We start from the raw sequence: 25,269 nt of genomic DNA on the forward strand, positions 1-25,269 counted from the left end.
ATACAGTAATTATGAAAAAGTTTAAGAAAACTTTCATGGCTGTTGCTCTGTTGTCTATGAGCGCTGCCACCGCTTTTGCACAAGCTACTTACACTGATGCGAACAACAACGAGTATCAGTTTAAGAAACATGCTTTCCTGAATCTTCAGGGTGGTGCACAGTACACACTTGGCGAAGCTAAGTTTGACAAATTGTTGTCTCCAAATGTACAGTTGGGTCTTGGTTATCAGTTCTCACCTGTCTTTGCATTGCGTTTGCAAGCCAATGGCTGGCAGAGCAAGGGAGGCTGGAATGGTTATGAGTTGGCTCGTACTGGTAATCCATACACTGCTGACTATAAATTTAATTATGTAGCTCCAGGTTTGGATTTGATGTTTAATTTATCAAATTTATTCTGTGGCTGGAATCCTAACCGAGTATTCAACGTAACAGCTTTCTTAGGCGGTGGTGCAAACATCGCATGGAAAAATGATGAGGTGAATGCCATTGCCAAGACCTTGAAGAATTTGGACAACTATCAGTTGCAGAATTTATGGGATGGTACTAAAGTACAGCCTTATGGCCGTGGTGGTGTTGAATTGGCTTTCCGCTTGAGCGATGCCGTTAGCTTCTTGGTAGAGGGTAACGCCAACATCTTGAGTGACAAGTACAACTCCAAGAAAGCTGACAATCCTGACTGGTACTTCAATGCTTTGGCTGGATTCCGTATCAACTTAGGAAAGACCTATAAGAAGGTTGAAGCTCCTGCACCCGAGCCAGCTCCTGTTCAAGAGTATGTAGAGCCTACACCTGCTCCAACTCCAGCACCTGAGGTTAAAGAAGAAGTGGTTGAAAAGAAAGTAGAACCTTTCCGTCGTGACGTATTCTTCCTGATTAACTCTGCTAAGATTCGTAACTCAGAAGCAGGTAAGATACAAGAAATGGTAGACTACCTCAATGCCAACCCTAACGCAAAGGTATCTGTTACAGGTTATGCTGATGCTGGTACTGGTAACAATAGAATTAACGACCGCTTGGCTCGTCTTCGTGCTCAAATCGTAGTGAAGACCTTAAAGGAGAAGTACAATATCCCTGCCGATCGCATTATTTCAGATTCAAAGGGTTCAAGAGTACAACCATTTGCTGTAAACAATAAAAACCGCGTTACGATTTGTATCGCAGAATAATACTTACGATATAAAGTTGCATTAAAAAGAGAGCTCATCATGTTGGGCTCTCTTTTTTGCATGATTCAGATTTTATGATTAAATTTGCATCATCATCCTATAAAACATAACATAATGAAATCAGTACATTCAGAAAAGGCTCCAGCTGCAGTTGGACCTTACAGTCAGGCTATCGAAGCCAACAGCTTTGTTTTTGCATCTGGTCAATTACCAATAGATCCTTCAACAGGAAAGTTTCCCGAGGGTGGTATCAAGGAGCAAACACGTCAGTCCATCCTTAATGCTCAAGCGGTATTAAAAGCCGCTGGGTTAGACTTGTCCAAAGTAATCAAGACAACGGTGTATCTATCCGATATGGCCAACTTTGGTGCCATGAACGAAGTGTATGCAGAGTTCTTTGCAGAGCCTTATCCAGCTCGCTCTGCTGTTGCTGTACGCACACTCCCTAAGGAAGCTTTGGTAGAAGTAGAGTGCATCGCAGTGAAAGCATAAAAGTTAATTGCAACGGAATTTCACGGATTTGCGTACTACATCTGTGCCATTCCGTGAAATTCCGTTGCAATAGTAAGATATTTCACTGAGCTTTAGATTTGTGGTTACAATAATGAGCTTTCAGTGAAAGTATCGAAAAAAGGAGAAAGGCTGGTTCTTTTATCTCTCCTTTTTGATTAAATATTCTGCAATTTGCACAGCATTCAGTGCAGCACCCTTGCGAATCTGATCGCCCGTTAGCCATAGCGTGATACTGTTGTCGTCTGCCAAGTCTTTGCGGATGCGACCAACATAGATGTCATCGTGACCAGCTGATTCCAAAGGCATGGGGTAAAGTCCTGCATTAGGGTCATCCTTCACCTTACAACCAGGTGCAGCAGCTATTGCCTTGCGCACCTCTTCAACATCAAGTGGCTTTTCGGTTTCTATCCATACTGATTCAGAGTGCGAACGAAGCGAAGACACGCGTACGCAAGTGGCACTCGTCTTGATGTCCGAATGCATGATTTTTTGCGTCTCGTTAAACATTTTCATCTCTTCCTTGGTGTAACCGTTCTCTGTGAACACATCTATTTGCGGAATGACATTGTATGCCAACTGATGTGGAAATTTCTGAATGGTTTTCACCTCGCCCGTTTCCACTAACTCTTTATACTGTTGCTGTACTTCTGCCATGGCTGCCGCTCCAGCTCCGCTTGCACTTTGGTAGGAGGAAATGCGAACCCGTTTGATGTGACTTAGTTGCTCAATGGGTTTCAGTACCACCACCATCATAATGGTCGTGCAATTGGGATTGGCAATAATGTTGCGTGGACGAACGAGTGCATCTTCAGCGTTCACCTCGGGTACTACTAACGGCACGTCCTTATCCATGCGGAATGCACTAGAATTGTCAATCATAATGGCTCCATGTTTTGTGATGGTCTCGGCAAACTCTTTAGAAATGCCACCACCAGCAGAGGTAAAGGCAAAATCGACACCTTTGAAATCATCGTTGTGCTGAAGACGTTTCACCGTGTAGTCTTTACCCTTAAAGTTGTATGTCTTACCTGCGCTGCGTTCAGAGCCGAACAACACTAAATCGTCGATAGGGAAATTACGTTCTTCCAAAATGCGTAAAAATTCCTGACCTACTGCGCCACTTGCGCCTACTATTGCTACTTTCATTGTCGTATCTATTTTTATTAAAACTGAGCAAAGCTCAAACTTCTTTTATGTACATAGTACCCGACAAATTTACATAAAAACTATGATTTATAAGCCTATGGAATAAAGAAAATGCTTTTTTCTTTAAGTTATGCCGGCTCTTTCATTGAAGAATGATATTTTTACCATGAAAAATATCAAAAATATAGTTTCTGTAAAATTGAAAGTACATTAGAACGAAGAAGAATTAATGCTGAATTTTCTTTACAAACACCCTCTCAAAACTCGCATGAAAACATCCAACGGCAATGTTGGTCGCAAATACGCGAATTATGAGCAACTTTCATAACCCATTGCTATTTAGAGTATTGCGTATAAATCATTTCCTTTCTTTCGTATTTTCACCACTTTTTGGCGACTGAAGCATTAAGATAAGGTTGCTATTTGCATGCTTTAATGTCGTTGAAGTATGTGAATAACACCTCTAAAGAGTGTTTCCAAGAGCGTTAAGTCGATGTTCCAACTTGAAAAGGCATCAATTTTGGCAAAATCAGCTCATTTTTGCATGTCGTTTGCCTATTAATTTTTTCTATTTTGAAGATTTTGGATGACCGTTTTTTGGTAAAATAAAAGGACAAAAATGCTATTTGAAAAGTGCTTTTGTTGATTCCGCCCTCAAAGAAAAAACTCTTTCTTTATCCCACTCGCTGATAATTCGGAAAATTTATCTACATTTGCATAAGGTAGGCTGCGCCTCAACAGAGAAAATAAATTTCCTCTGTCTTCGGCTTGCACTACCTTTGATGTGTAAAAAAACTAACCGCATGATATCAGCATATTTCCCCATTACGGACCCCACTTTGGTGTTTTTAGTAGTATTATCGGTCATACTCTTGGCACCGATAATCATGGGAAAATTGCGTATTCCCCATATCATTGGCATGGTGCTGGCTGGCGTTGTGTTAGGGAAGTATGGACTAAATATCTTGGTTCGTGACAACTCGTTCGAATTGTTTGGCAAAGTAGGGCTGTATTACATCATGTTCTTGGCATCGCTCGAAATGGAGATGGAAGGGGTGAAGAAGAACAAATATCGTATGTTGACGTTCGGTCTTCTTACCTTTGCAGTACCCCTTGTGCTGGTTTATTTTTCATGTGTTTACATTTTACATTTCTCCGCACAGGCTTCGTTGCTGTTGGGGTGCATCATGTCCTCCAATACCCTTATTGCTTATCCCATAGTAAGCCGATATGGATTGCAGCGCAAACCCAGTGTGATGCTGAGTGTCGGTGCCACTATGCTGTCGCTGTTGTTAGCGTTAGTGCTGTTGGCAGGCATTGTCTCTTCTGCTGAAAGTGGGTCGGATGTGGGATTTTGGTTGATGCTCACGCTGAAATTTGCCATCTATTGTGCCGCCATGATTCTTTTGATTCCCCGATTTACACGTTACTTTCTGCGTCGCTATAGTGATGCGGTGATGCAGTATGTGTTTGTAATGGCGATGATGTTCATGAGCGCAGCCCTGAGTGAAGCCGTTGGTTTTGAAGGTATATTTGGAGCTTTTTTTGCAGGTTTGATACTGAACCGTTATATACCAGCCGTTTCTCCACTGATGAACAGGATAGAGTTTATAGGCAATGCGCTGTTTATCCCTTACTTCTTGATAGGAGTGGGAATGCTCATCAATTTGCGAATCCTCTTTGCAGGCGGGCAAGTAGTGTTCTTCCTGTTGGTGATAACCTTTGTGGGAACCGTAGGAAAAATGTTAGCTGCCTATCTTGCGAGCCATCGTTTTCAGCTTCCACTCTCTTCGGGAACGATGATGTTTGGATTGACTTCGGCGCATGCCGCAGGAGCTATTGCCATGGTGATGGTAGGGATGAGGATAGAACTGTCGCCGGGAGAGTTTCTTGTGAATGATGAAATTCTCAATAGTGTGGTGCTGATGATACTACTCACCTGCATCATTTCCTCGTTGATCACAGAGCGTTCTGCCCAGAAAATAACATTACGTGACCAGCAAATTGCATCGGATGAAGAGGCGTCTCTCGATGATGAGCATATCCTTGTTCCTATAAAATATCCCAATTATGCCGAACAACTCATTGGTTTGGCAATCTTAATGAAAAGCCGAAAGCTCAACAGACCACTCACGGCTATTAACGTGGTGTATGAAGATGAGCAAATGCGAGTGAATCAGGAAAAAGGCAAACATTTATTAGAACAAGTTACTCGTTATGCGGCAGGGTCGGATGTGCAAGTACAATCGCAGGTGAGAATAGCCGTGAATATCGCCAATGGCATCAAGCATGCTTTCCAAGAATTTCACGCAAACGAGATAATTATTGGGATGCACACGCACGCTGAGGTTTCAAAGAAGTTCTGGGGGCAATTTCATCAAAGTTTGTTTAACGGATTGAATTGTCAGATTATCATGGCAAGACTGATGCAACCCCTCAACACGCTCCGCCGTATTGTGGTGGCAGTACCTTCGAGAGCTCAATTTGAACCGGGCTTCTACCGATGGTTGGAACGCCTTTTGCGTATGGCGACGCATTTAGATTGCCGAATAGAGTTTCATGGCAGACAAGACACATTAGCGTTGATAAGTGCGTATATACAAGAGAAGCATCCTGTGGTGAGAGCGGCATTTAAGGACATGGAACACTGGAATCAGTTTCCGCAGTTGGCTTCTACGATTGCCGACGATCACATGTTTGTGGTCATTACAGCGCGCAAAGGCACCGTTTCTTATAAAAATGCGTTAGAAGAATTGGCAGAAGAAATAAGACAGAACTTTTCTGGGAAAACGATTCTCATTGTTTTCCCCGACCAATATGGGGCTGTAGAGGGCGATATGACCTACTCTCAATCCCAACATCAGGAAGAACGTTCGGCGTATGACGTTGTTGGAGGATGGATAAAGAATAAAATTGAAAAAACAAAAAAGATATGATAGATATACAAGGCGTTACAAAGTCGTTTGGTCATCTCCAAGTATTAAAAGGCATTGATTTGCACATCAACAAAGGAGAAGTTGTGAGTATTGTGGGACCGAGTGGTGCTGGCAAAACGACTTTGCTCCAGATAATCGGAACATTAGACCAAGCAGACCAAGGACAAATCATGGTAGATGGGGTTAGAGTAGACCAGTTATCTTCCAAAAAACTAAGTGATTTTAGAAATCAGCACATTGGTTTTGTATTTCAATTTCATCAACTATTGCCCGAGTTCACTGCACTCGAGAATGTCATGATTCCTTCATTGATTGCAGGTAAAAGCCAAGTTGAAACAAAGCAGCGTGCCCAAGAGCTACTCCAATATATGGGACTGTTGGATCGTGCTCGTCATAAACCCAATGAATTGTCAGGAGGTGAGAAGCAGCGTGTGGCAGTGGCACGAGCATTGGTGAACCATCCAGCCGTGATATTGGCAGATGAACCCAGTGGTAGTTTGGATTCTAAGAACAAGACAGAGCTGCATCAGTTGTTTTTTGATTTGCGTAAAGAGTTTGGGCAAACCTTTGTTATTGTGACACATGACGAGGGCTTGGCGTCCATCACCGACCGCACCATCCACATGAAAGACGGTAGGCTTATCCAGACTACGCCATGCCAAGCAGAAAATGATGCGCAATGTCAACCTTCCGCTCAATGCTCTGAAGATGATACACGTCATTCTTAGGAGCATTCACAAGAATCTTCTATCTAAATATCCAATTGAATAATGAAATACAATCAACAAAAACAGCATAAAGACCATACGGGAGAAGAAGTGCTTGAACAAGCCCATGCACCCGAACACTCATGGGTTCGCCTCGGCGATTACAATCGTTTAGTGATATTAAGAGAGGTGGAATTTGGTTTATATCTTGATGGTGGGGATGAAGGCGAAATATTGTTGCCGAAACGTTATGTGCCAGCACATTATATGATTGGCGATGCCTTGGATGTCTTTGTCTATTTAGATCAAGATGAACGGTTGGTAGCAACCACCGAAACTCCTTTGGCTAAGGTTGGCGAGTTTGCATTCTTGTCGTGTTCATGGGTTAATGAGTATGGAGCGTTCTTGAATTGGGGCCTGATGAAAGACTTGTTTTGTCCCTTTCGTGAACAGAAGAAACGCATGGAGATGGGACATCAATACATTGTTTATGTCTATGTCGACGAGGAAAGTTATCGAATCGTTTCTTCTGCGAAGGTGGAACATTTTCTCTCTTCCGACAAACCTTCGTATAAAAGTGGAGATGAGGTAGATATCTTGGTGTGGCAAAAAACAGATTTGGGCTTTAAGGTGATCGTCGACAATCGTTATGGCGGACTTATTTATAACAATCAGATATTTCGACCAGTACATACTGGCGACCGGTTAAAAGCGTACATTTCTATGGTGCGTGAAGACGGAAAGATTGATGTAACGTTGCAACCGTTTGGACAGAAACAAACAGAGAACTTTGCAGAAGAGTTGTTGCAATATCTCCGTTCGCATGGTGGATATTGTGAGTTGGGGGATAAGAGCGATGCCGAACTCATCAAACAACGCTTCCATGTGAGCAAGAAGACGTATAAAAAGGCTGTCGGAGACTTGTATAAACGTCGATTGATTAGCATTCAACCAGATGGCATCCGATTAGTTGAAGACCACTCTTAATAGGATTGCGAACATCTTCAGCACCCCCGTCTATACAATCTAAAAAAACTTCTGAAGTGTTGTAGATTCATCGCTACAGCATTTCGGAAGTTTTGTGGTGCGCCCGATAGGACTCGAACCTACACGTCGCAAAACACTAGATCCTAAGTCTAGCGCGTCTACCAATTTCGCCACGGGCGCAAAAAACATTGCGGTTGCAAAGTTAATCAATAATTTTATAAAATAATCTTGTTTGCTCGAAAAATATCGTTTTATTCTTCAGAAGCTCCTCTTTTAGGAGACTTCTTCTCAAGTTGTAACTTTTTCTTCAGTCTCTTCCATCCTTCCACTCCGATGATAGTAAGCCCACTATACTGACAGGTTTTAGCTAAACCAAAGAGTATCGTCCACCAAACACCTTTGGCAGTTGCGCTTATTGGCAATAACATTTGTGCAAAGGAAAGAATGTAGAAAGGAATGCACATGCCTAATACGATAACACCTGTCCGAAATGACAAGCTTTTTAACCATTGATGAAAGAGAGTGAGTAGTCGTTTCATGCTGTTGATGATACTTTTGGGTTAGCAATGATAGTGAAGATAATGGTATGACATCTCGCTATTTAGTTGTTGTTGGAATGTGAGTACTTGATAGTAGCTTTCGTGCAAACTCAATAAGCGTGTCTTCACCCTTTAAAGTGTCCATCTTTTTCATCATAACAACGTAGTCGGGGTCTATACCAAATTCTGTACTTTTCTTGTTTGCGTCAAAGATAGGGCATGCAGAGAATCTTACTCCCCACCCATTCGGCAGCTCGCTCGAAAAAGGAAGTCCGGCTCCTCCACCAGTCTTATCTCCTACAATTGTCACTTGTGGACAAGCCTTCATGTATTTAACAAATTCGTTGGCTGCACTAAAGACCTCCCGATTGGTTAGCACAATCACTTTCTTTTGCCACCTAACACCTTTGGCAGGGTGTAAAATTTGTTCACGCATCCTTGAAAAATCTTGATGCCCTTTGCCTGTTTTGTGTTGTATGTAGCCAACTAATAAATCCTCATTGGTAAAGCGGCTTGCTAACTGTTCTGCAGAAGTTAACATCCCACCGCCATTTCCTCTAATATCTATAATGAGTCCATTGCAAGGTGCTAAATAGAATAAAATGTTATCCAAGTTGCCCGATCCAATAGCTCCCTCAAACGAACGACAGGAGATGTATCCCACGTGATCGTCTAAAATGCAATACCGCATACCAGCCGTGATGCGATAGTCGGTGCCGATATAGTGGTCAATAAGTGTTTCATCAAAATTCTTTGGATAGTCTTCATGCCATCTCCAATACCGTCCATGATCAAAGCTTGTGTAAAGATTCACATGTCCATCTTTGAGTTCGGCAAGCATTTTAGCCATGATTTGAAACTGTTGGTACTCCGTTAGCCGTTGATTCATTTGGTGAGAGTATCGTTGATAGATAGCATACCAGTCGATTCTTTTTTCTTCGAAGAAGCAATAGTGCTCATCTAAAATTTTCCATAAGGCTTCTAAATTGCCTTGTGGGGTATCTTCAAACACTTCGTCCTGCGTGCAACTACATAGCCCCAGACTTAATACGAGTATGCATAAGAGCTTTTTCATGGTAGGATATGTGTGAGTGTAAATTTCTTCACTAAGCCTATTACGAGAGCGTTTGAATAGGAGTGATACTTCAAGTTGTTCACGTTTGCTTGTTGGTAATCTCCCAAATAGCCCACTCTGAAAGTTGTTTTCCAGAGTGTAAAGTCGAGTGTAACCAACTGTTTCAAAGCAGGGGCGTTTCCTAAATGGGTACAAACGATGTTGTGGTCGTAGTCGCCCCTTGAAAAAATCTCGTAATAAGACTGTCCGTAATTAGGCGAGAACATCATTCCTATGATAGGAGTAGATAATTCATAGCGTAATTGTAGGGGAACTTTTTGTATTTTTAGTGCGTAGGAAAGGATGAGGGCAGGCGCGATATTGACTCCTAACTTGGCTTGCATCGGATTATTGCCGTTTCTTCCATTATAGAGTGCGCCTGCATGTAGGTTCATTTTCCCACCCGTCATCAACTGTAAATGCTTTTCAAAGAGCTGCCATTGGTAAAAGACACCATATTCAAATTGGTACATTCCTTCCATTTCGTAGGCATTCTTTGCCCGATTCTTGACGTAGGTGAAGTTGCCTTGATGAATTTTCAGTTGCATCCAGCGACTCTCTTCTTTTGTTCGCATGATGTGTGAAAGGTAGTCAATGCGATACCCCGTATATGTTTCGGCAGACAGATAAGTGTCCAATAAAGACGCTTGTCCATAGCCTATCATATCACTTTTTGTCGTGATACGTTGGGGTAGTGCCCTCTCTTCTTGCGCTATTGTGCTTATCGTTCCGCCCATCAAGATGAAAGCGACAGCTATTCCCCTCACGCTTATCTTATTTAGGAGCCAATTCCTCATCGTTAAACAAACTTAGTTGCCCCGTTATTTCGTCAATCACTTGTTGCTGACTCTTTCCAGCATCAGGGTCAAGATTTTCTTCTTCATCATCATTGGCGTCTTCTTCTGGCTCGTCATCTTGCTCAACTACGGGTTGGCGTGTTGGTTCGAGTTCTTCTATCTTGTCTATTTCCCAAGTAGTAAGACGCTTTCCTTTTGCCTTAAAGCCTTTTACAGCAATAAACTCCTCGACGTCAATCTCTTGGCTGGGACGTGAAGAATCATTACCTCCAAAGGTAAGTAACAAGCGAGGATAGGCAACTTCGGTAAGTAAAACCAATTTGTTGTTTGGGTTCTCTCCTAAGTAGTTTTGCTTTTTCTTCATTGCCTCCATCGTAAAGCGCTTTACATACGGATAGTTTTGGTTGTCAGCATCAAACAGCACGGCTGTCCATACCTTCGCATCGTCCCATTTCTCTATAATTTGGATATTGTCATCGTAGTGATTGTTGGCATCGAAGTCGGTGATGTAGAATTCCCCATTGTCAAGCACCACCAAGATAGAGTCATCATCGTTGAACTCACCTAAATAGCGTCCGTGTTCCTCATAGTTAATGCGATTTACATCAGGGTCAAACCATACCTTCCTACCGCCCAGTGTACTGTGCCCATGGCTCTTTAGTCCTATGCGGTGAATAGGCTTCTTGGAAACAATATTTCCTTTGGCACTGCGCGATTTAATCTTGATGTCAGAAAAATCTTTTTCGATGAAGATGTTTTGTCTTGGCTTGGAAGGGTCAGGCTCTAATGTTATCTTTATCACTTCAGCTTCTCCGTTTGGATTGGCAGTAAAATATACTACTCTAGAATTGGGCTTACCTTGAGTCAAGTCGTACTCTTTGTCACGAGTGAAATTGGTAACATTAAAACGCTTGATGAAATATATTCCGCTTTTGCCGTCCTTGTAAACAACGTTGTAAGTAGTACGCTTGTCGTTTTTCTTGAACACCTGAACGTGAATCACATTCTTGCCCACAAATATCTTGTCTGCTACCCTTATGATTTTGTACTTACCGTCACGATAAAAAATAATGATATCGTCAATGTCCGAACAGTTACATACAAACTCGTCCTTTTTTAGTCCTGTTCCTACAAACCCTTCTTGTCGATTGATGTAAAGCTTTTCATTGGCTTCTACCACCTTCGTAGCTTCAATGGTGTCAAAGCTGCGTATCTCTGTAAGTCGTGGATGCTCTTTGCCATATTTGGTTTGGATAAATTCAAACCAATTGATGGTTACATCCGTCATGTGTGCCAAGTCGTGGTCTATTTCTTTAATTTCGGCTTTGGTACGCACAATGAAATCATTTGCTTTGTCTTTGTTGAATTTAAGGATGCGGTGCATCTTGATTTCCAACAGTCGCAAGATGTCGTCGCGTGTTACCTCTCTGATGAAATGCGGCTTAAAGGGTTCCAATCGGTCATCCACGTGTGCCACAGCCGCATCTATATCTTTGGCTTCTTCAAATTTCTTATCTTTGTAGATACGTTCTTCGATAAATATCTTCTCAAGCGAAGCAAAAAATAATTGTTCTAATAGTTCGTTGCGCCTAATTTCCAATTCCTTGCGCAGCAATCCCATGGTGCTATCTACGCTGTGGCGCAACACATCGCTCACAGTTAAAAACACAGGCTTATTATCTTCTATCACACAGCAGTTGGGTGATATATTGATTTCGCAATCGGAAAAAGCATATAGGGCATCAATTGTTTTGTCGCTACTAATTCCCGGCGACAGATGAACTTGTATCTCCACTTCGGCAGCTGTGTTGTCGTCTACTTTCCTGGCTTTTATTTTCCCCTTGTCAATGGCTTTGAGAATAGAGTCAATGAGCGTTGTCGTTGTCTTGCTAAATGGAATTTCCTTGATTACCAGCGTCTTATTGTCTAACTTTTCAATCTTAGCACGTACTTTTAGCGTTCCTCCTCGTTGTCCGTCGTTGTATTTTTCTACGTCAATGCTACCACCCGTAGGAAAGTCTGGATACAGTGTAAAGGGCTCGCCTTTCAGATAATGAATAGCAGCTTGGCAAATTTCATTGAGATTGTGAGGTAGTATCTTCGAACTCAAGCCTACCGCAATGCCCTCTGCACCCTGTGTGAGGAGCAATGGGAACTTGGCTGGGAGTGTGATAGGCTCTTTGTTTCTGCCGTCATAACTGAGTTGCCAGTCGGTCGTTTTAGGGTTAAAAACAACATCAAGGGCAAATTTAGACAGTCGAGCTTCAATATAACGTGGTGCAGCAGCACGGTCGCCTGTCAAGATATTTCCCCAGTTACCCTGCGTGTCAATGAGTAAATCCTTTTGTCCCATTTGCACCAACGCATCGCCAATAGAAGCATCTCCATGAGGATGAAACTGCATGGTATGCCCCACAATGTTGGCAACCTTATTATATCGTCCATCATCCATGCGCTTCATGGAGTGCAGAATGCGTCGCTGCACAGGTTTTAGACCGTCCTCTATGTGTGGAACGGCACGCTCTAAGATGACATACGAGGCGTAATCCAAAAACCAATTTTTGTACATCCCACTCAAATGGTGCACTGCTGAAGCGTCAAATCGGTCGGCTGGTTGGTAGTCAGAATGCTGGTCGGTAGTCAATTCGTTGTCTTCTAATTCTATATCGTCTTGTTGGTTTGTCTCTTTGCTCATGAACTTTTCTGTATAGGTAGATTTACTCAACTTGCAAAAGTAGGAAAAAAATGGCACTTTTGCAAATCATTTACCATCTTTACACGCCCATGATGTCATGAAAACAAAGCAAATAAAAATGTTGAAAAATTAGGACATTCGTTCAAAATACGCGCGTTTTTACAACCAAGTGTCTCTTTGGTTGGAAATATGCGAGTTTTATAGTTGGCTGATAATCTGTGACTTTACTAAAAATAGCATCTCCTTTTGTTTGTTGAAGCAATGTTATAATGGCGTTGAAGCATGTAGTTAACCGCCCAATCTACATACTCTAAGGCTCTTATCTGCGATATATAGGAGTGTTATCTCAATGCTTCAAGTATTTTCAGCGCTTAAAATGGAGATTTTATGCCATTTCCACCTCTGTTTTTTCTCTATTTTTCAACTTGAAAATTTTGAAATTTTCGGACAAGACAGGCGTGTTTTTATGTACCTTAGTGTAAGATAAAAATCATTTTTAATGCAACAAAAAGATGTTCACATAGTGCAATTTAGTCAAACGATTAGAGAACAAATACCAGCTCATCGCCCTTGCTCTCTTGCTCATTATACACAAATCCTTCGTATTCAAAGGTTTTGAGGGCATCGACAGTGTGGGCATGATGTATAATAGCATGGCGTGCTAAACCGCCACGGCACATTTTAGTGTACACTACAATGGTCTTCAGCTTTCCATTTTTTCGCACTTTGAAGGCAGGTTCTATGATGCGAACCGATTTCTTGATGCGCTTCCAATCAAACATTTTCTTCATTTCCGCACTCGCCAAATTCAGCAGCATACCATCGTCAGCACGAACGGCATCAATGAGGAGTTGTGTGAGGCGTGGTTTCCAAAAATCAAACATCGTTTGGTTGTCGTATTCGGGGAGCTGAACGCATCCCTCTAATCGATAGTTCTTAATGCCGTTGAGTGGGCGTAGTAGTCCATAGAGAAACGAAGTGAGCCACAAATGCTGGTCGGCATATTGAAGTTGCTGAACCGACATTGATGCAGCATCCAACCTTTTATATACGATTCCGTTGTAAGCAAGAATAGCGGGTAGAGTGGGCGAAGGCTCTAAAAAATGCGTATAACGTAGCTTGTTGAGTGAAGCCAATTGGGGATTGATTTGCAACATCTCCGACAATTCAGTGGTGCTATATTTCATCAAGTACACCGACGTTTGCTCAGCTTCGTGTTGAAACTGCGGCAGCGTGCTTGGTAGAGCCAAGTCTGGCGCAGCATCAGCCATGTCCTTTGCGCAAGAGAGTAGTATTTGCATCTTGATAGTTTTGGCAACAAAAGTACGAAAAGTATCGGATAATTTAGGGAAAACAAATGCAAAATTTCACGACCATTTTTATATGATGATGGTTTTACTTCAGCAGTTACCAACTTGCAATGCGCTATGAAAGTTGACGTATGTGCAGGGGCGACTTCTATTCATGTAGCAAATAATTTTTGCTTGAGCAAAGAGTTTGTCGCAGAAATAAGCATCTGCTTATATGTTAAAATGATAGTTTTCGTTACAAATTTTGAAAATAAATATAAAGAGTAGGCTAAAAATGTATATATTTGCAAAATTATAGAAAAGAAATCGCCATATTCATGAATCGCACTCTCTATGTTGGACGAGTTAAGACACCGTGTTTAGGGAATTGATGAAGAGCGGCGATTTTAAGAACTGTAAACAATATTCATAATTATAAAATGCTACTATGAGGAAATTTTTGATGATTCTTTTTTTGATGGGAATGATGTTCCCCAATCCTACACTTGCCAAGAAAAAAGACAAGAAGAAGACTGATGCACTAAAGGTGTTGGCCGATAAACCCAAGGAAGCGGGTGGGATAGAGGATTATAACAAAGCTATCAAGGACGCCAAAGTGTGCAAAGGAATGTTCAACACCTATCAGAAAAAAGATGGGAAGTTGTATTTTGAAATGCCGGATTCGGTGTTCTCGCACTTCTATATATTGTCCAATCGTATTTCAAAGACCAGCAACACCAGCGACTATGTGGCTGGACAGATGGTTACGTACCCCATGTTGCTGCGTTTCACCAAGGACAGCACGCGTGTGTACATGCACTTGGTGCAAAACGATAATGTGGTGGCCAAAGACGATCCGATAGCTGTGGCATTTCGTTCTAACTTTGCTGATCCCGTCTTAAAGGCATTCAAGATAGTTGGACGAAAGGACAAAAACGTGCTCATTGAGGTAACGAGTTTCTTTGGTGGTAATGAAAAATGTATTAGTCCGATAAAGAAGGACAACCCTCTGTCTATTCTTCTTGGTGGAAAAAAATCGCTGAAAGGAACTTTCGTCTCTGATGCGTCGGGTATCACCGAAGTGAAAGCTTTTCCTAAAAATGTGGAGATTAAGAGTGTGCTGTCTTACAACTTGACAGACAAGGACATGCCATACACAGTGGAGATGCACCGCTCACTGTTCTTGGCACCTGATAAGCCCATGCGTATGCGTCTAAAAGACAAACGCGTAGGTTTCTTTGACACAGAAAAGAACATTTATTCTTCGAACAAAGACAACATAGAGACAAAGACCTATATTAATAGGTGGCGGTTGGAACCCAAGGATGGGGAATGGGAAAAATATTATAACGGTGAACTTGTTGAACCCAAACAACAAATTGTTTACTATGTGGATACGGCTTTCCCCGAAAAATGGCGCGCCACTGTTCGACAAGGTATTGAGGATTGGAACAAAGCTTTTGAGGCTGCGGGCTTCAAGAATGTGGTAAAGGCCTTAGACTATCCTAAGGATGATCCCAACTTCGACCCCGATGACATGCGCTACAATTGCGTGAAATATGCTGTTACCGACATTGCCAATGCGATGGGTCCGAGCTATGTTGACCCACGCACGGGAGAGATATTGACCGCCGATGTGATATGGTATCACAATGTGGTGTCGTTGTTGCACGATTGGCGATTTGTCCAAACAGCCGCCGTTGACGCACGCACACATAAGGCTGTTTTTGATGACGAACTCATGCAAGAGTCCATGCGTTACGTTGCCGCCCACGAAGTGGGACACACCCTTGGCCTAATGCATAACATGGGTGCGAGTTACGCATTTCCTGTGGACTCATTGCGCAGCCCCTCGTTCACACAAAAATACGGTACTACGCCAAGTATCATGGACTATGCTCGTAACAACTTCGTTGCTCAGCCTGGAGACTTGGAGCGTGGTGTAAAACTTACACCACCCGTATTGGGTGTGGCTGATATTTATGCCATCAACTGGGGGTATCGATTGATTAAAGACGCTGACACACCAGAGGCGGAGAAGAAAACATTAGATGCTTGGATAAATGCGAAGAAGGGAAATCCTATGTTTGAGTTTGGCGCTCAGCAATTTATGGGAACTGTCGACCCTACTGCACAGTCGGAAGACTTGGGTAATGACCATATCAAGGCTGGTAATTATGCCATCAGCAACTTAAAGATTATCGTGAAAAACCTTGAGAAATGGACCTTTGAGAAGGGTAAGAGCTATGATGACGTGACTGCAATGTATAAAGAGGTGGTGTCTCAATACTCAAGACATCTTCATCATGTCATACCATATTTGGGTGGTGTTTGTTTCCATGAGATTAGACAAGGCGACAACCAAAAAGGTGCCAAGACCTATGTGGACAAGGTTACACAACGCAAGGCTATGAAGTGGCTGGTGAATCAAGCACTCACATATAACTCGTGGTTGTCTCCGCAGTCGTTGTTAGTGAAATTGGATTTGCCTTCCACTGTAAATATGAAGCTGCAAAAATCGTTGGCTGGTGGTATCTATGGAGCTACCACTTTGTTCAGGGTAAGTGAGGGTTATAAAGTTAATCCGAACAAGAATTATAGTCTCGGGCAATATATGAACGACGCTTTCAATGAGATATTTCAAAACACATTGAAGGGTAAGGCTCTTTCTGAATCGGACATTAATTTGCAGGCTTCCATTATCTCACTTTTCAAGAAGAGTGCTGGATTGGACAGCGACGCTTCTAAAAAGAAAGGACTGTCATTGCTCCAAGATAAGTTGACGGATGACAACATTTGCCTGCCCTCTCTGCCATGCAGCCACACAGAAGCAGAATATTCTTTCATGCGCATTAACTACGGTTTACCAGCCTTGTCGCCCAACTTGCTGGAGCCACTTATGCTTAGTCAGCTGAAAAAAGTGGTAGCTCTCTACAAGCAGAAAAGAGCGACTGGAGATGCGAAGACGCGCAATTATTATGAATATCAAATTTTGCAAATAGATAAACTGTTAAAAAAGTAAGGCTATGAGAAAATTCTTTTTGTTAACATTGCTGTTGTCGGTTGTGTGTTTTATGCCTGTATTGGCACAAGACATCACCGTATCAGGGAAAGTTGTTGACTCCTCAGGCACTCCTATCATAGGAGCAGCGGTGAAAGCACAAGGAGAAAAAACAGGTGTGATTACTGATAAGGACGGCAATTTCAAGATTGTGATGCCCAAGGGAAAGAACAACCTTGTCGTGTCTTATTTAGGTTATAAAGAGATGATAGTGCAAGCCATTCTTGGCAAACTCTTAAACATCAAGATGAAGGAAGACGCTCAAAACTTGGATGAGCTCGTCGTGGTGGGTTACGGAACACAGAAAAAGTCAGCTCTGACCAGCTCTATCGAGACGGTGAAGGGCGAAGACCTACTGCGCATGCCCACCCCCAACCTCGACCAAGCTTTGAATGGTCAGGTGGCTGGTTTGCAAGTAATGTCACTCTCTGGCGACCCAGGTGCGGCTCGAGAAGCTACCATTCGTATTCGTGCTATGTCGGGAGCGGTCAGTTCGCCATTGTTGGTCATAGATGGTATTCCTCGTTTTTCGGAGAACACCACAGAGGGGGAACAGCGCCTGTCTGACCTTAATCCTGATGATATAGAGAGTATTTCCATCCTCAAGGACGCTGCTGCCGCTGCCGTTTATGGTGTGCGTGCCGCCAATGGCGTTATACTCGTTAAAACAAAACGCGCTTCTGGCGACTCTAAAATACGTGTGAACTATCGTGGTCAGTTTAATATCCAGGAAGCTACACAATTCCCTCATTTCCTAAAGAGCTACGAATTTGCTAAGCTCTATAACAAGGCAGTGGAGGGCGCAAGAAACGCTCAGCCTTATACAGAGGAAGAATTGGAGCTAATTAGGACACAATCCATGCCCAATAAGTATGCTGATACCAATTTGCTCGACTATTTGAAATCGCACGGAACGTCCACCACGAACGCTGTATCTCTCTCTGGCGGTAACAAGTTTGTAAGGTATTACATTTCTGGTGCCTATACCAATACGGTGGGATTGTATAGTGGCGTAGGGCGCGATCGTTTTAATTACGCCGCAAAACTCGATGCCACGTTAGCCAAAGGATTGACACTATCGCTTGACATGAGTGGCGTTCGATCAGAATATAAGAACACAAGCTACACCACTATCGACGCAGCATACAGTTATGCCCCGACTCAACCGTTTGTCTACGATAATGGCGACTTGGCAAGTATCGGTCATGCCAACCCTTTGATATCGGTGCGCGGATTAGGAGGTTATAAACAAATGACAACCAAGATGAACACCGTTACGGCTAATCTGAAGTGGGAATTGCCTTGGGTTAAGGGACTGTCGGTTTACGGAAGGGTAACCGTTGATAATAATAGCTCGTTAAACAAGAACTATAACAATCCCGTGACGCTGTATCTATACAACGAAAAAAACAAGGAGATAACGGTAGACAAGACCACTATTTATCCTAAAGCTAAAGTAAGTGTATATCAGGGGACCCAGTTTGTTGATAACGCCTTGATAGAGTTTGGCGCCAATTACGACCGCACGTTTGGTGGCAAACATCATGTTACAGGATTGTTAGTGGCTAACTACCAATCTTATAAGCGCAAATCTATGGATGGAACCAACCACGATTTGCCAGGTTTATATCCCGAGGTTCTTGGTTCAACCAATACGGGAACGTTACATGGAGTAGACAGCGAAGTACAGCGCGCATCGTTGATTGGACGTGCCACTTACGGATTCTCTAATAGATATTTCGCTGAGTTCAGCTTCCGTATGGACGGATCTGCAAAGTTCCACCCCGATCATCGTTGGGCGTTTTTCCCAACGGTATCTGCATCATGGATTCTCTCTAATGAAGAGTTTTTCAAGAGTTGGAGACAGAAAGTGTTGAGCAATGTTAAGTTTCGCTTGTCTACTGGCTTGTTAGGGCGTGATGGAAGTGTGCAAGATTACTCATACTTGCTTAAATACATTTATTCGCCCGCTTATGGCTACAATGTTGGCGGCGTGTTCAAACCCGCAGTTATCGTGGCCACAGGAAACTATCCCAATACACGCTTGTCATGGGAAAAGAACCGTGATTACAATGTTGGCATAGACCTTGGGTTTGGGGATAACAGGTTTGGGCTTACTTACGAATATTACGTTCGCTACCGCACGGATATGCTGACACCTGCTCCCGACTATCTGTACCCAGCCTCTACAGGTACCAATGGTAGTGTGCCATTGATGAATTTTGGCAAACTGAAGGCTTGGGGATGGGATTTAACGTTCACGCACAGAAACAGTATCAACAAGTTTAGGTATGACGCTGCACTCACGTTATCATTAGGACGTGACGAGGTGATAGACTGGGGAGATGAATCCAATCAATTGGAGAACATGCGAAGAAAAGGGCAAAGTACTGGAACCACATGGATGTACGAGTCGTTAGGTTTGTTCCAAACGCAAGAAGAGATCGATAATTGGAAACTCAACCAAGACGGAACGTACAAAGGCAAAAACAAAACGATAAAGCCTGGTGATATTAAATACAAGGATCAGAATGATGATGGCGTTTTGGATGACAAAGACTTGAAACCTTTCAGAGATTCACAATATCCTGATTTCACTGGAAGTTTACGTTTGGGTGCGAGCTACAAAGGGTTCTTCGTGAGTGTCATGTTCCAAGGAGTGGCAGGCTTCAAGCAATATGTAAGCGAGATGTACTCATTAGAAAATGGTAGCTTGCCCAAGTTCCAAGATTACCACCTCACAGATTGTTGGACTCCCGATAACCCCAACGCCTCGTTCCCACGCGTCAAGTTGGCAACGGCAAGAGACAATAACCGTAAGAAGTCATCGTTCTGGGTGCGAGACAACAGCTTTGTACGCTTAAAATCTGTCAGTGTCGGCTACTCGCTTCCTTCTTCTGTGTTGAGCAAACTCAAACTATCATCGCTTAGTATATCATTGATGGGTGGCAACCTTTATACATGGAGCAAACTCAAGTACATGGATCCAGAATCGATGCGAGGATATCCTATCCAGCGCACTTATGGTATCAATGCGAATATTGGTTTCTAAACAAGGAATACATAAACTTATGATTATGAACAGAATTAGTAAATATATATTGACTGGCTTTGCCTCTTTGTCGCTTACTTTTGTGACAACAGGTTGTGACGACCTATTTAACGATGCGCCTGTTGATAAACTTGCGGAGCCGAGTATTTGGGCAAGCCCCAACCTTTTGGACGAGTACAGTTTAGTATGGTATCACAACATCTCCAACGGCTTCAGCACAATGATGTCCACAAGTTGGTTCTTGCGCTATATGTCAAAACCGTACACAGGATGGTTTACCGACCAAATCACCTACTCTCGTACAGAATGGAGCCGTACTATTTTCGCTGAGGAAGTTGCTGGCGAAGAAGAAGCTATCAATACTGCGGGCTTAAATGAGTGGGGCAAGGACTATGAAATGATACAGCACATCAATAGGCTGTTAGCCAATGCAAACGAAATAGCCGATGGACCACATAAAAATCGTGTTTTGGGTGAGGCTCACTTCTTTAGGGGATGGTATTACTATCAACTCCTCCGTCGTTTTGGTGCACCAATGCTTATTCAAGAATTGTACGACCCGTTGAATGACCAACGCAAATTCCCGCGTTCCTCATATGAGGAGATGGTGGCTTATATCGCTTCGGAGGCGGACAAGGCTGCCAATCTGCTCGCCGTGAGAAACGAACCAGAGAATGTGGGACGTGTAACAAAGGGTGCAGCTATCATGCTCAAAGCCAAAGCGTACTTCTGGGTGGGGTCGCCAGCTTTCCAAAACAAGGGCAAAACCATCTACGGCTTCAAGTCTGATCGTTCCAAAGAGATGATGCAAAAAGCCGTTAATGCCTATGAAGAATTGATGCGTTTGGGATGCTACTCATTAGTGCCAGTTACAGGCAATACCGAAAGTGAGATAGCCGAGAGCTACAATTCACTTTTCCGACTTCACAACAGTTCGGAGTCTATCTACGAGATTCAACACAGTGCTGACGGTATTGTAGATGATTTCGGACACCGTCTCGACGAAGACGCTGCCTCACCATTCTTTGCTGGAACCAGTTGTGCCTATGTTCCCACCCAGAATCACGTGGATGAATATGGTATGCGAGATGGCAAGACCTATGATGCACAACATCCGTACGCAAACCGTGATTATCGTTTTTACGCCAATATTACTTATGATGGCTCAACGTATAACAAACATGAGTTTGAGATACATTATGCTGTGGACAAGGGAAAGGAGGTGCCTGGCGCCGACCTTACGAAATACGGTACCAGTCGTAACGCTGCTGTAACACGCACAGGATATTACATGCGTAAGTTTCTTGACCCCAAAACAGAGCTTTTCGGTGATAGCAAATATGGCAGCAAACAGCATTATATCATTTGGAGATACGCTGAGGCGCTGCTCGATTATGCAGAGGCTCAGTTCCGTGTGGGCAATCCTGCCAAGGCTTTGGAGGCTATTAACGAGGTTAGACAGAGAGTACACATGGACGCTTTGCCCTCCATTACGCTTGAGCAGATACTTCATGAGCGTCGTGTGGAGTTAGCTTTCGAGGAGTCTATATATTGGGATTATCTTCGATTGGGAACAGCGTTCGATAAATTGAACGGTTCCACCAACCCCTTGCAGGGCATGAAGATTGTCAAGTTGGCAGATGGTACAACGACCTATACAGTCAGCGACCTGAAGAGCCAGGCTGCCGAACGGGTATTTAGGGCTAACCAATATTACTATCCCATACCTTGGTCGGAGGTGCGGTATCATGGGATAGAACAAAATGAGGGATGGCACGAGATAAAATAGTATTTCTCGTTATAGCATGCTCTTGAATTATTTATACGTCCGCGGCGCTCTTTCATAAGGGTGTCGCGGATGTTTTTTGGTTGATGCAGTTTTGTCACGGCTGCGCTATAAAGTAGTCTTTGTAAACGAACAAAGTCCTTTTTAATTGAAGCTCCGTTGCAAAAATCTAAAGAATTTAAGCCGAGATAGCCAAGTACTCAAAAATATTGCGTATCTTTGTCCGATAAAATATACTCATAGGATATAAGAAATGGCACAAGAAGATGTTTTCAAAAAGATTGTGAGCCACTGCAAGGAATATGGTTTTGTATTCCCCAGTAGCGATATATACGATGGATTGGCAGCCGTTTATGATTACGGTCAGAATGGCGTTGAACTGAAAAAAAATATCAAAGAATATTGGTGGAAAAGCATGGTTCTGCTGCACGATAACATCGTGGGCATTGATTCGGCTATCTTTATGCACCCAACTATCTGGAAAGCCAGTGGACATATAGATGCGTTTAACGACCCTTTGATAGATAATCGTGACTCTAAGAAGCGCTATCGTGCTGACGTTTTGATAGAAGACCAAATCGCCAAATATGAAGAAAAGATAGCCAAAGAGGTGGCAAAGGCTGCCAAACGGTTTGGTGATGCTTTTGATGAGGCGCAGTTTAAGGCAACCAACAAACGTGTTTTGGATTATCAAGCCAAGCGCGATGCTTTACATGAGCGTTATACGGCGGCGATGCAGGGACCTGATTTGGATGAATTGAAACAAATTATAGTGGACGAGGAAATCGTCGACCCTATTAGTGGAACCAAAAACTGGACCGAGGTACGACAGTTTAACCTGATGTTTTCAACCGAGATGGGGTCGCTATCGGATGCCACGAACAAGATTTATTTGCGTCCAGAAACGGCACAAGGGATTTTCGTGAATTATCTTAATGTGCAAAAAACGGGTAGAATGAAGTTGCCCTTTGGTATTGCTCAGATAGGTAAAGCATTTCGCAACGAGATTGTGGCACGTCAGTTCATCTTCCGCATGCGTGAGTTTGAACAAATGGAAATGCAGTTCTTCGTGAAACCCGGCACAGAACTGGAGTGGTTTAAGCGATGGAAGGAGCTGCGTATGGCATGGCATCAAGCTTTAGGCTTTGGTGCGGAAAACTATCGTTTCCATGATCACGAGAAGTTGGCTCACTATGCCAATGCTGCCACCGATATTGAATTTAAGATGCCATTTGGCTTTAAGGAGGTAGAAGGTGTGCACTCACGTACCAACTTTGACCTTTCTCAACATGAGAAATTTAGTGGAAAGAGCATCAAATATTTTGACCCTGAAACCAACGAGAGTTATGTACCTTATGTCATTGAGACTTCCATTGGTGTAGATAGAATGTTCCTTTCTGTGATGTGTCACAGCTATCAAGAAGAGGAGTTGGAAGGAGGCGACAAGCGTATTGTGCTACGTCTGCCTGCCGCTTTGGCTCCTGTAAAGTGTGCGGTGATGCCTTTGGTGCGTAAAGAAGGATTGCCAGAAAAAGCTCGCGAGATAGTTAATTTACTCAAATTCCACTTCAATACCAGTTATGACGAGAAAGATTCCATCGGTAAGCGTTATCGCCGTCAGGATGCAGTGGGAACACCTTATTGCGTCACTGTCGACTTCGATACGTTGAAAGATAACAAGGTAACTTTGCGCCATCGTGACACAATGCAGCAAGAGCGCATTGACATTAGTGAGCTTTGTGCGCATATTGAAGATAAAGTAAGCATTGTTAGCTTGCTGAAAAAACTACAAGCTTAAGATATTAGATATGAAAAGAAACAAGTTGTTATATCTCATGATGCTCTTATTGGGAATGGGAATCATGGTGGCATGTAGCGAAAATGATGGTGAGGTAGAAGAATTTGCCGATTGGCAAAATAAGAATGAGACCTATTTTAACCAGTTGTATGCCTCAACACAGCAGCGTATTGCCAAGGGAGACCAAAGTTGGAAGATTATCCGTAAGTGGTCATTGCCAGAAGATAACCAACATTTTCATGCGAACTTGGGAGATTATATCATTGTACATATATTGAATGCAGGGAACAGCACATCAGGAAGTCCTCTGTACACCGATTCGGTTAAGGTGAATTATCGTGGACGTTTAATCCCATCTGCTACTTATACAGGAGGTTATGTCTTTGACCGCAGTTATAATGGTAAGTACAATCCACAGACAATGCGTCCTGCAAAGTTTGCAGTGAATGGTTTGGTAGATGGCTTTACCACCGCATTGATGCACATGACGATTGGAGATCGCTGGGAAGTATATATACCACATCAGTTAGGGTATGGTAACAAAGAGCAATCGAATGGCACTATTCCAGCTTATTCAACCCTTATTTTTGATATCGGGTTAGCAGGCTTTTATCGTGCAGAGGCTCCTACAGTTCGAGCCAGCGCATCCACAGGAAAGTGGATAGAGCGGTAATTTGCACCGTTGAAAATGATATTAGAGCGAGCAGTTTTATGTTTAAACTGTTCGCTTTCTTTTTCTTGGCAACTTTGTACAGCGTACGGTCGGGGTGGATATGTTTAACTCGGTTTTGTTGATTTAGGTCAAGAATCAATGTCTTTCATCGCCTTTTGTCCTATTTTTCTTTGTTGTGTGCGGAAACAGTCGTATCTTTGCAACGTCAATAAGACAAAAAGGAGATGCCGAGAGGCATCCATTGAATACGATTAAAGATATTATTTGAGAGATATATTTAGGTTATTAGTTTTTAAGGTAAAAGCGAATATTCAGGTATCGTCAGGTATTAGATAAGGTGAAAAGACAGTAAGGGTAACAAAGGTATTAGTCATTAGGTAAAAAGAGGATATTAGTTCAAGGTAGAAGATAAAGGATAACCAATAGGTAGATGGTTTAGAGGTAAAATTTAGGATTGTTAGTAAGGAAAAATCTTCAATAGCGGTAGGCTCCATAGAGAAGGAGTAAAGACAGGAAAAAGATTGTTTAGGACAAGATGAAAAGCCAAGTTGCAGCATTGCTGCACTGGCTATGCTGGGGGTGGGACAAACAGTTCGAAGAAGATTCCCCCATTTTTTGAGAAACTTCATGATTAAATAGAATATCAACAGCGATTTCACAGACAAAGTGAGTCGCTTTTTTGTTATAGCGAGTCTTTTATTTAATAATGGTCCGCACATCAAAAACAGTACCGATAATATCGTGTATTTCATTTTGGTGGAACGCTGCATGGAAGGATAAAAAAATCAGAAAATACTTTACAAAGAGCCTCTCAAAACTCGCGTGAAAACAACCAACGGCAAAGTGGGTCGCAAATACGCGAGAAATGAGCGATGTTCATAATTTGTTGCTGTTGAAGATGTTACGCTTATATCTTTTCTTTTTATTCTCATTTTTGCGCTTTTTCGTCGATTAAAGCATTGAGATAAGCTTAGAATTTGCATGCTTTAAGGCTGCTATGGTATGTGAAT

Annotated in this window: 16 protein-coding genes and 1 tRNA gene; 10 read left to right on the forward strand and 7 right to left on the reverse strand. The window is 42.7% G+C overall.

What is annotated here, in order from left to right; translation table 11 throughout:
- Positions 1-11: 11 nt before the first annotated feature.
- Together BN35_RS02260 and BN35_RS02265 are read left to right on the forward strand one after the other, a co-directional pair.
- Positions 12-1,166 (forward strand): OmpA family protein, encoded by a 1,155-nt coding sequence (locus BN35_RS02260; protein ID WP_028901148.1) that lies wholly within the window; start codon positions 12-14, stop codon positions 1,164-1,166.
- A 114-nt stretch (positions 1,167-1,280) separates the two neighbouring features.
- Positions 1,281-1,658 (forward strand): RidA family protein, encoded by a 378-nt coding sequence (locus BN35_RS02265; RefSeq protein ID WP_025072460.1) that lies wholly within the window; start codon positions 1,281-1,283, stop codon positions 1,656-1,658.
- A 159-nt stretch (positions 1,659-1,817) separates the two neighbouring features.
- On the opposite strand, the gene BN35_RS02270 is transcribed toward BN35_RS02265, so the two are convergent.
- Positions 1,818-2,825, reverse strand: a complete 1,008-nt coding sequence (locus BN35_RS02270) for an aspartate-semialdehyde dehydrogenase (RefSeq protein WP_025072459.1) — start codon at positions 2,823-2,825, stop codon at positions 1,818-1,820.
- A gap of 803 nt (positions 2,826-3,628) precedes the next feature.
- On the opposite strand from BN35_RS02270, the gene BN35_RS02275 reads away from it, so the two are divergent.
- The 3 genes from BN35_RS02275 to BN35_RS02285 are packed head-to-tail and all read left to right on the forward strand — an operon-like array spanning position 3,629 to position 7,455.
- On the forward strand, positions 3,629-5,761 hold the full coding sequence (locus tag BN35_RS02275) for a cation:proton antiporter (RefSeq protein WP_025072458.1): 2,133 nt from the start codon (positions 3,629-3,631) through the stop codon (positions 5,759-5,761).
- On the forward strand, positions 5,758-6,489 hold the full coding sequence (locus tag BN35_RS02280; RefSeq protein WP_025072457.1) for an ABC transporter ATP-binding protein: 732 nt from the start codon (positions 5,758-5,760) through the stop codon (positions 6,487-6,489). Before BN35_RS02275 ends, BN35_RS02280 begins: the two co-directional genes overlap by 4 nt.
- A gap of 42 nt (positions 6,490-6,531) precedes the next feature.
- A complete protein-coding gene (locus tag BN35_RS02285; protein WP_248616677.1) occupies positions 6,532-7,455 on the forward strand; it encodes a CvfB family protein in 924 nt (307 codons plus the stop codon).
- A gap of 95 nt (positions 7,456-7,550) precedes the next feature.
- On the opposite strand, the gene BN35_RS02290 is transcribed toward BN35_RS02285, so the two are convergent.
- The 6 genes from BN35_RS02290 to BN35_RS02315 form a co-directional block, all read right to left on the reverse strand.
- Positions 7,551-7,635: transfer RNA gene (locus tag BN35_RS02290), tRNA-Leu, on the reverse strand.
- A 71-nt stretch (positions 7,636-7,706) separates the two neighbouring features.
- Complete coding sequence (locus BN35_RS02295) at positions 7,707-7,994, reverse strand: hypothetical protein (protein ID WP_025072456.1); 288 nt, start codon at positions 7,992-7,994, stop codon at positions 7,707-7,709.
- A 58-nt stretch (positions 7,995-8,052) separates the two neighbouring features.
- Entirely contained in the window at positions 8,053-9,069 is a 1,017-nt protein-coding gene (locus BN35_RS02300) for a S41 family peptidase (RefSeq protein WP_025072455.1), read from the reverse strand.
- Entirely contained in the window at positions 9,066-9,905 is an 840-nt protein-coding gene (locus BN35_RS02305; protein WP_025072454.1) for a DUF3316 domain-containing protein, read from the reverse strand. The genes BN35_RS02300 and BN35_RS02305 overlap by 4 nt, the downstream gene beginning before the upstream one ends.
- On the reverse strand, positions 9,883-12,600 hold the full coding sequence (locus tag BN35_RS02310) for a DNA gyrase/topoisomerase IV subunit A (RefSeq protein ID WP_025072453.1): 2,718 nt from the start codon (positions 12,598-12,600) through the stop codon (positions 9,883-9,885). The genes BN35_RS02305 and BN35_RS02310 overlap by 23 nt, the downstream gene beginning before the upstream one ends.
- A gap of 542 nt (positions 12,601-13,142) precedes the next feature.
- Positions 13,143-13,901: a YaaA family protein gene (locus BN35_RS02315; protein ID WP_025072452.1), complete on the reverse strand. Its 759-nt coding sequence runs from the start codon at positions 13,899-13,901 to the stop codon at positions 13,143-13,145.
- A gap of 436 nt (positions 13,902-14,337) precedes the next feature.
- Between BN35_RS02315 and BN35_RS02320 the strand changes: the two genes are divergently transcribed.
- The 5 genes from BN35_RS02320 to BN35_RS02340 all read left to right on the forward strand — a co-directional run bounded on the left by BN35_RS02320 (position 14,338) and on the right by BN35_RS02340 (position 24,259).
- The gene (locus BN35_RS02320; RefSeq protein WP_025072451.1) at positions 14,338-16,911 is read left to right on the forward strand and encodes a zinc-dependent metalloprotease; all 2,574 of its coding nucleotides are present in this window, start codon (positions 14,338-14,340) and stop codon (positions 16,909-16,911) included.
- Between the two features lie 4 nt (positions 16,912-16,915).
- The gene (locus BN35_RS02325) at positions 16,916-20,002 is read left to right on the forward strand and encodes a SusC/RagA family TonB-linked outer membrane protein (protein ID WP_025072450.1); all 3,087 of its coding nucleotides are present in this window, start codon (positions 16,916-16,918) and stop codon (positions 20,000-20,002) included.
- Between the two features lie 25 nt (positions 20,003-20,027).
- Entirely contained in the window at positions 20,028-21,791 is a 1,764-nt protein-coding gene (locus tag BN35_RS02330) for a RagB/SusD family nutrient uptake outer membrane protein (RefSeq protein WP_028901144.1), read from the forward strand.
- Between the two features lie 250 nt (positions 21,792-22,041).
- Positions 22,042-23,586 carry a glycine--tRNA ligase gene (locus tag BN35_RS02335; RefSeq protein ID WP_025072449.1) on the forward strand — a complete coding sequence of 515 codons (1,545 nt, stop codon included), beginning with the start codon at positions 22,042-22,044 and terminating at the stop codon, positions 23,584-23,586.
- 10 nt (positions 23,587-23,596) lie between these two features.
- Positions 23,597-24,259, forward strand: coding sequence for an FKBP-type peptidyl-prolyl cis-trans isomerase (locus tag BN35_RS02340; RefSeq protein WP_025072448.1), 663 nt, complete (start codon positions 23,597-23,599; stop codon positions 24,257-24,259).
- The last annotated feature ends 1,010 nt before the right edge of the window (positions 24,260-25,269 follow it).

It is taken from the genome of Hoylesella timonensis 4401737 = DSM 22865 = JCM 15640 (assembly GCF_000455445.1).
Taxonomy (GTDB): Bacteria; Bacteroidota; Bacteroidia; order Bacteroidales; family Bacteroidaceae; genus Prevotella; species Prevotella timonensis.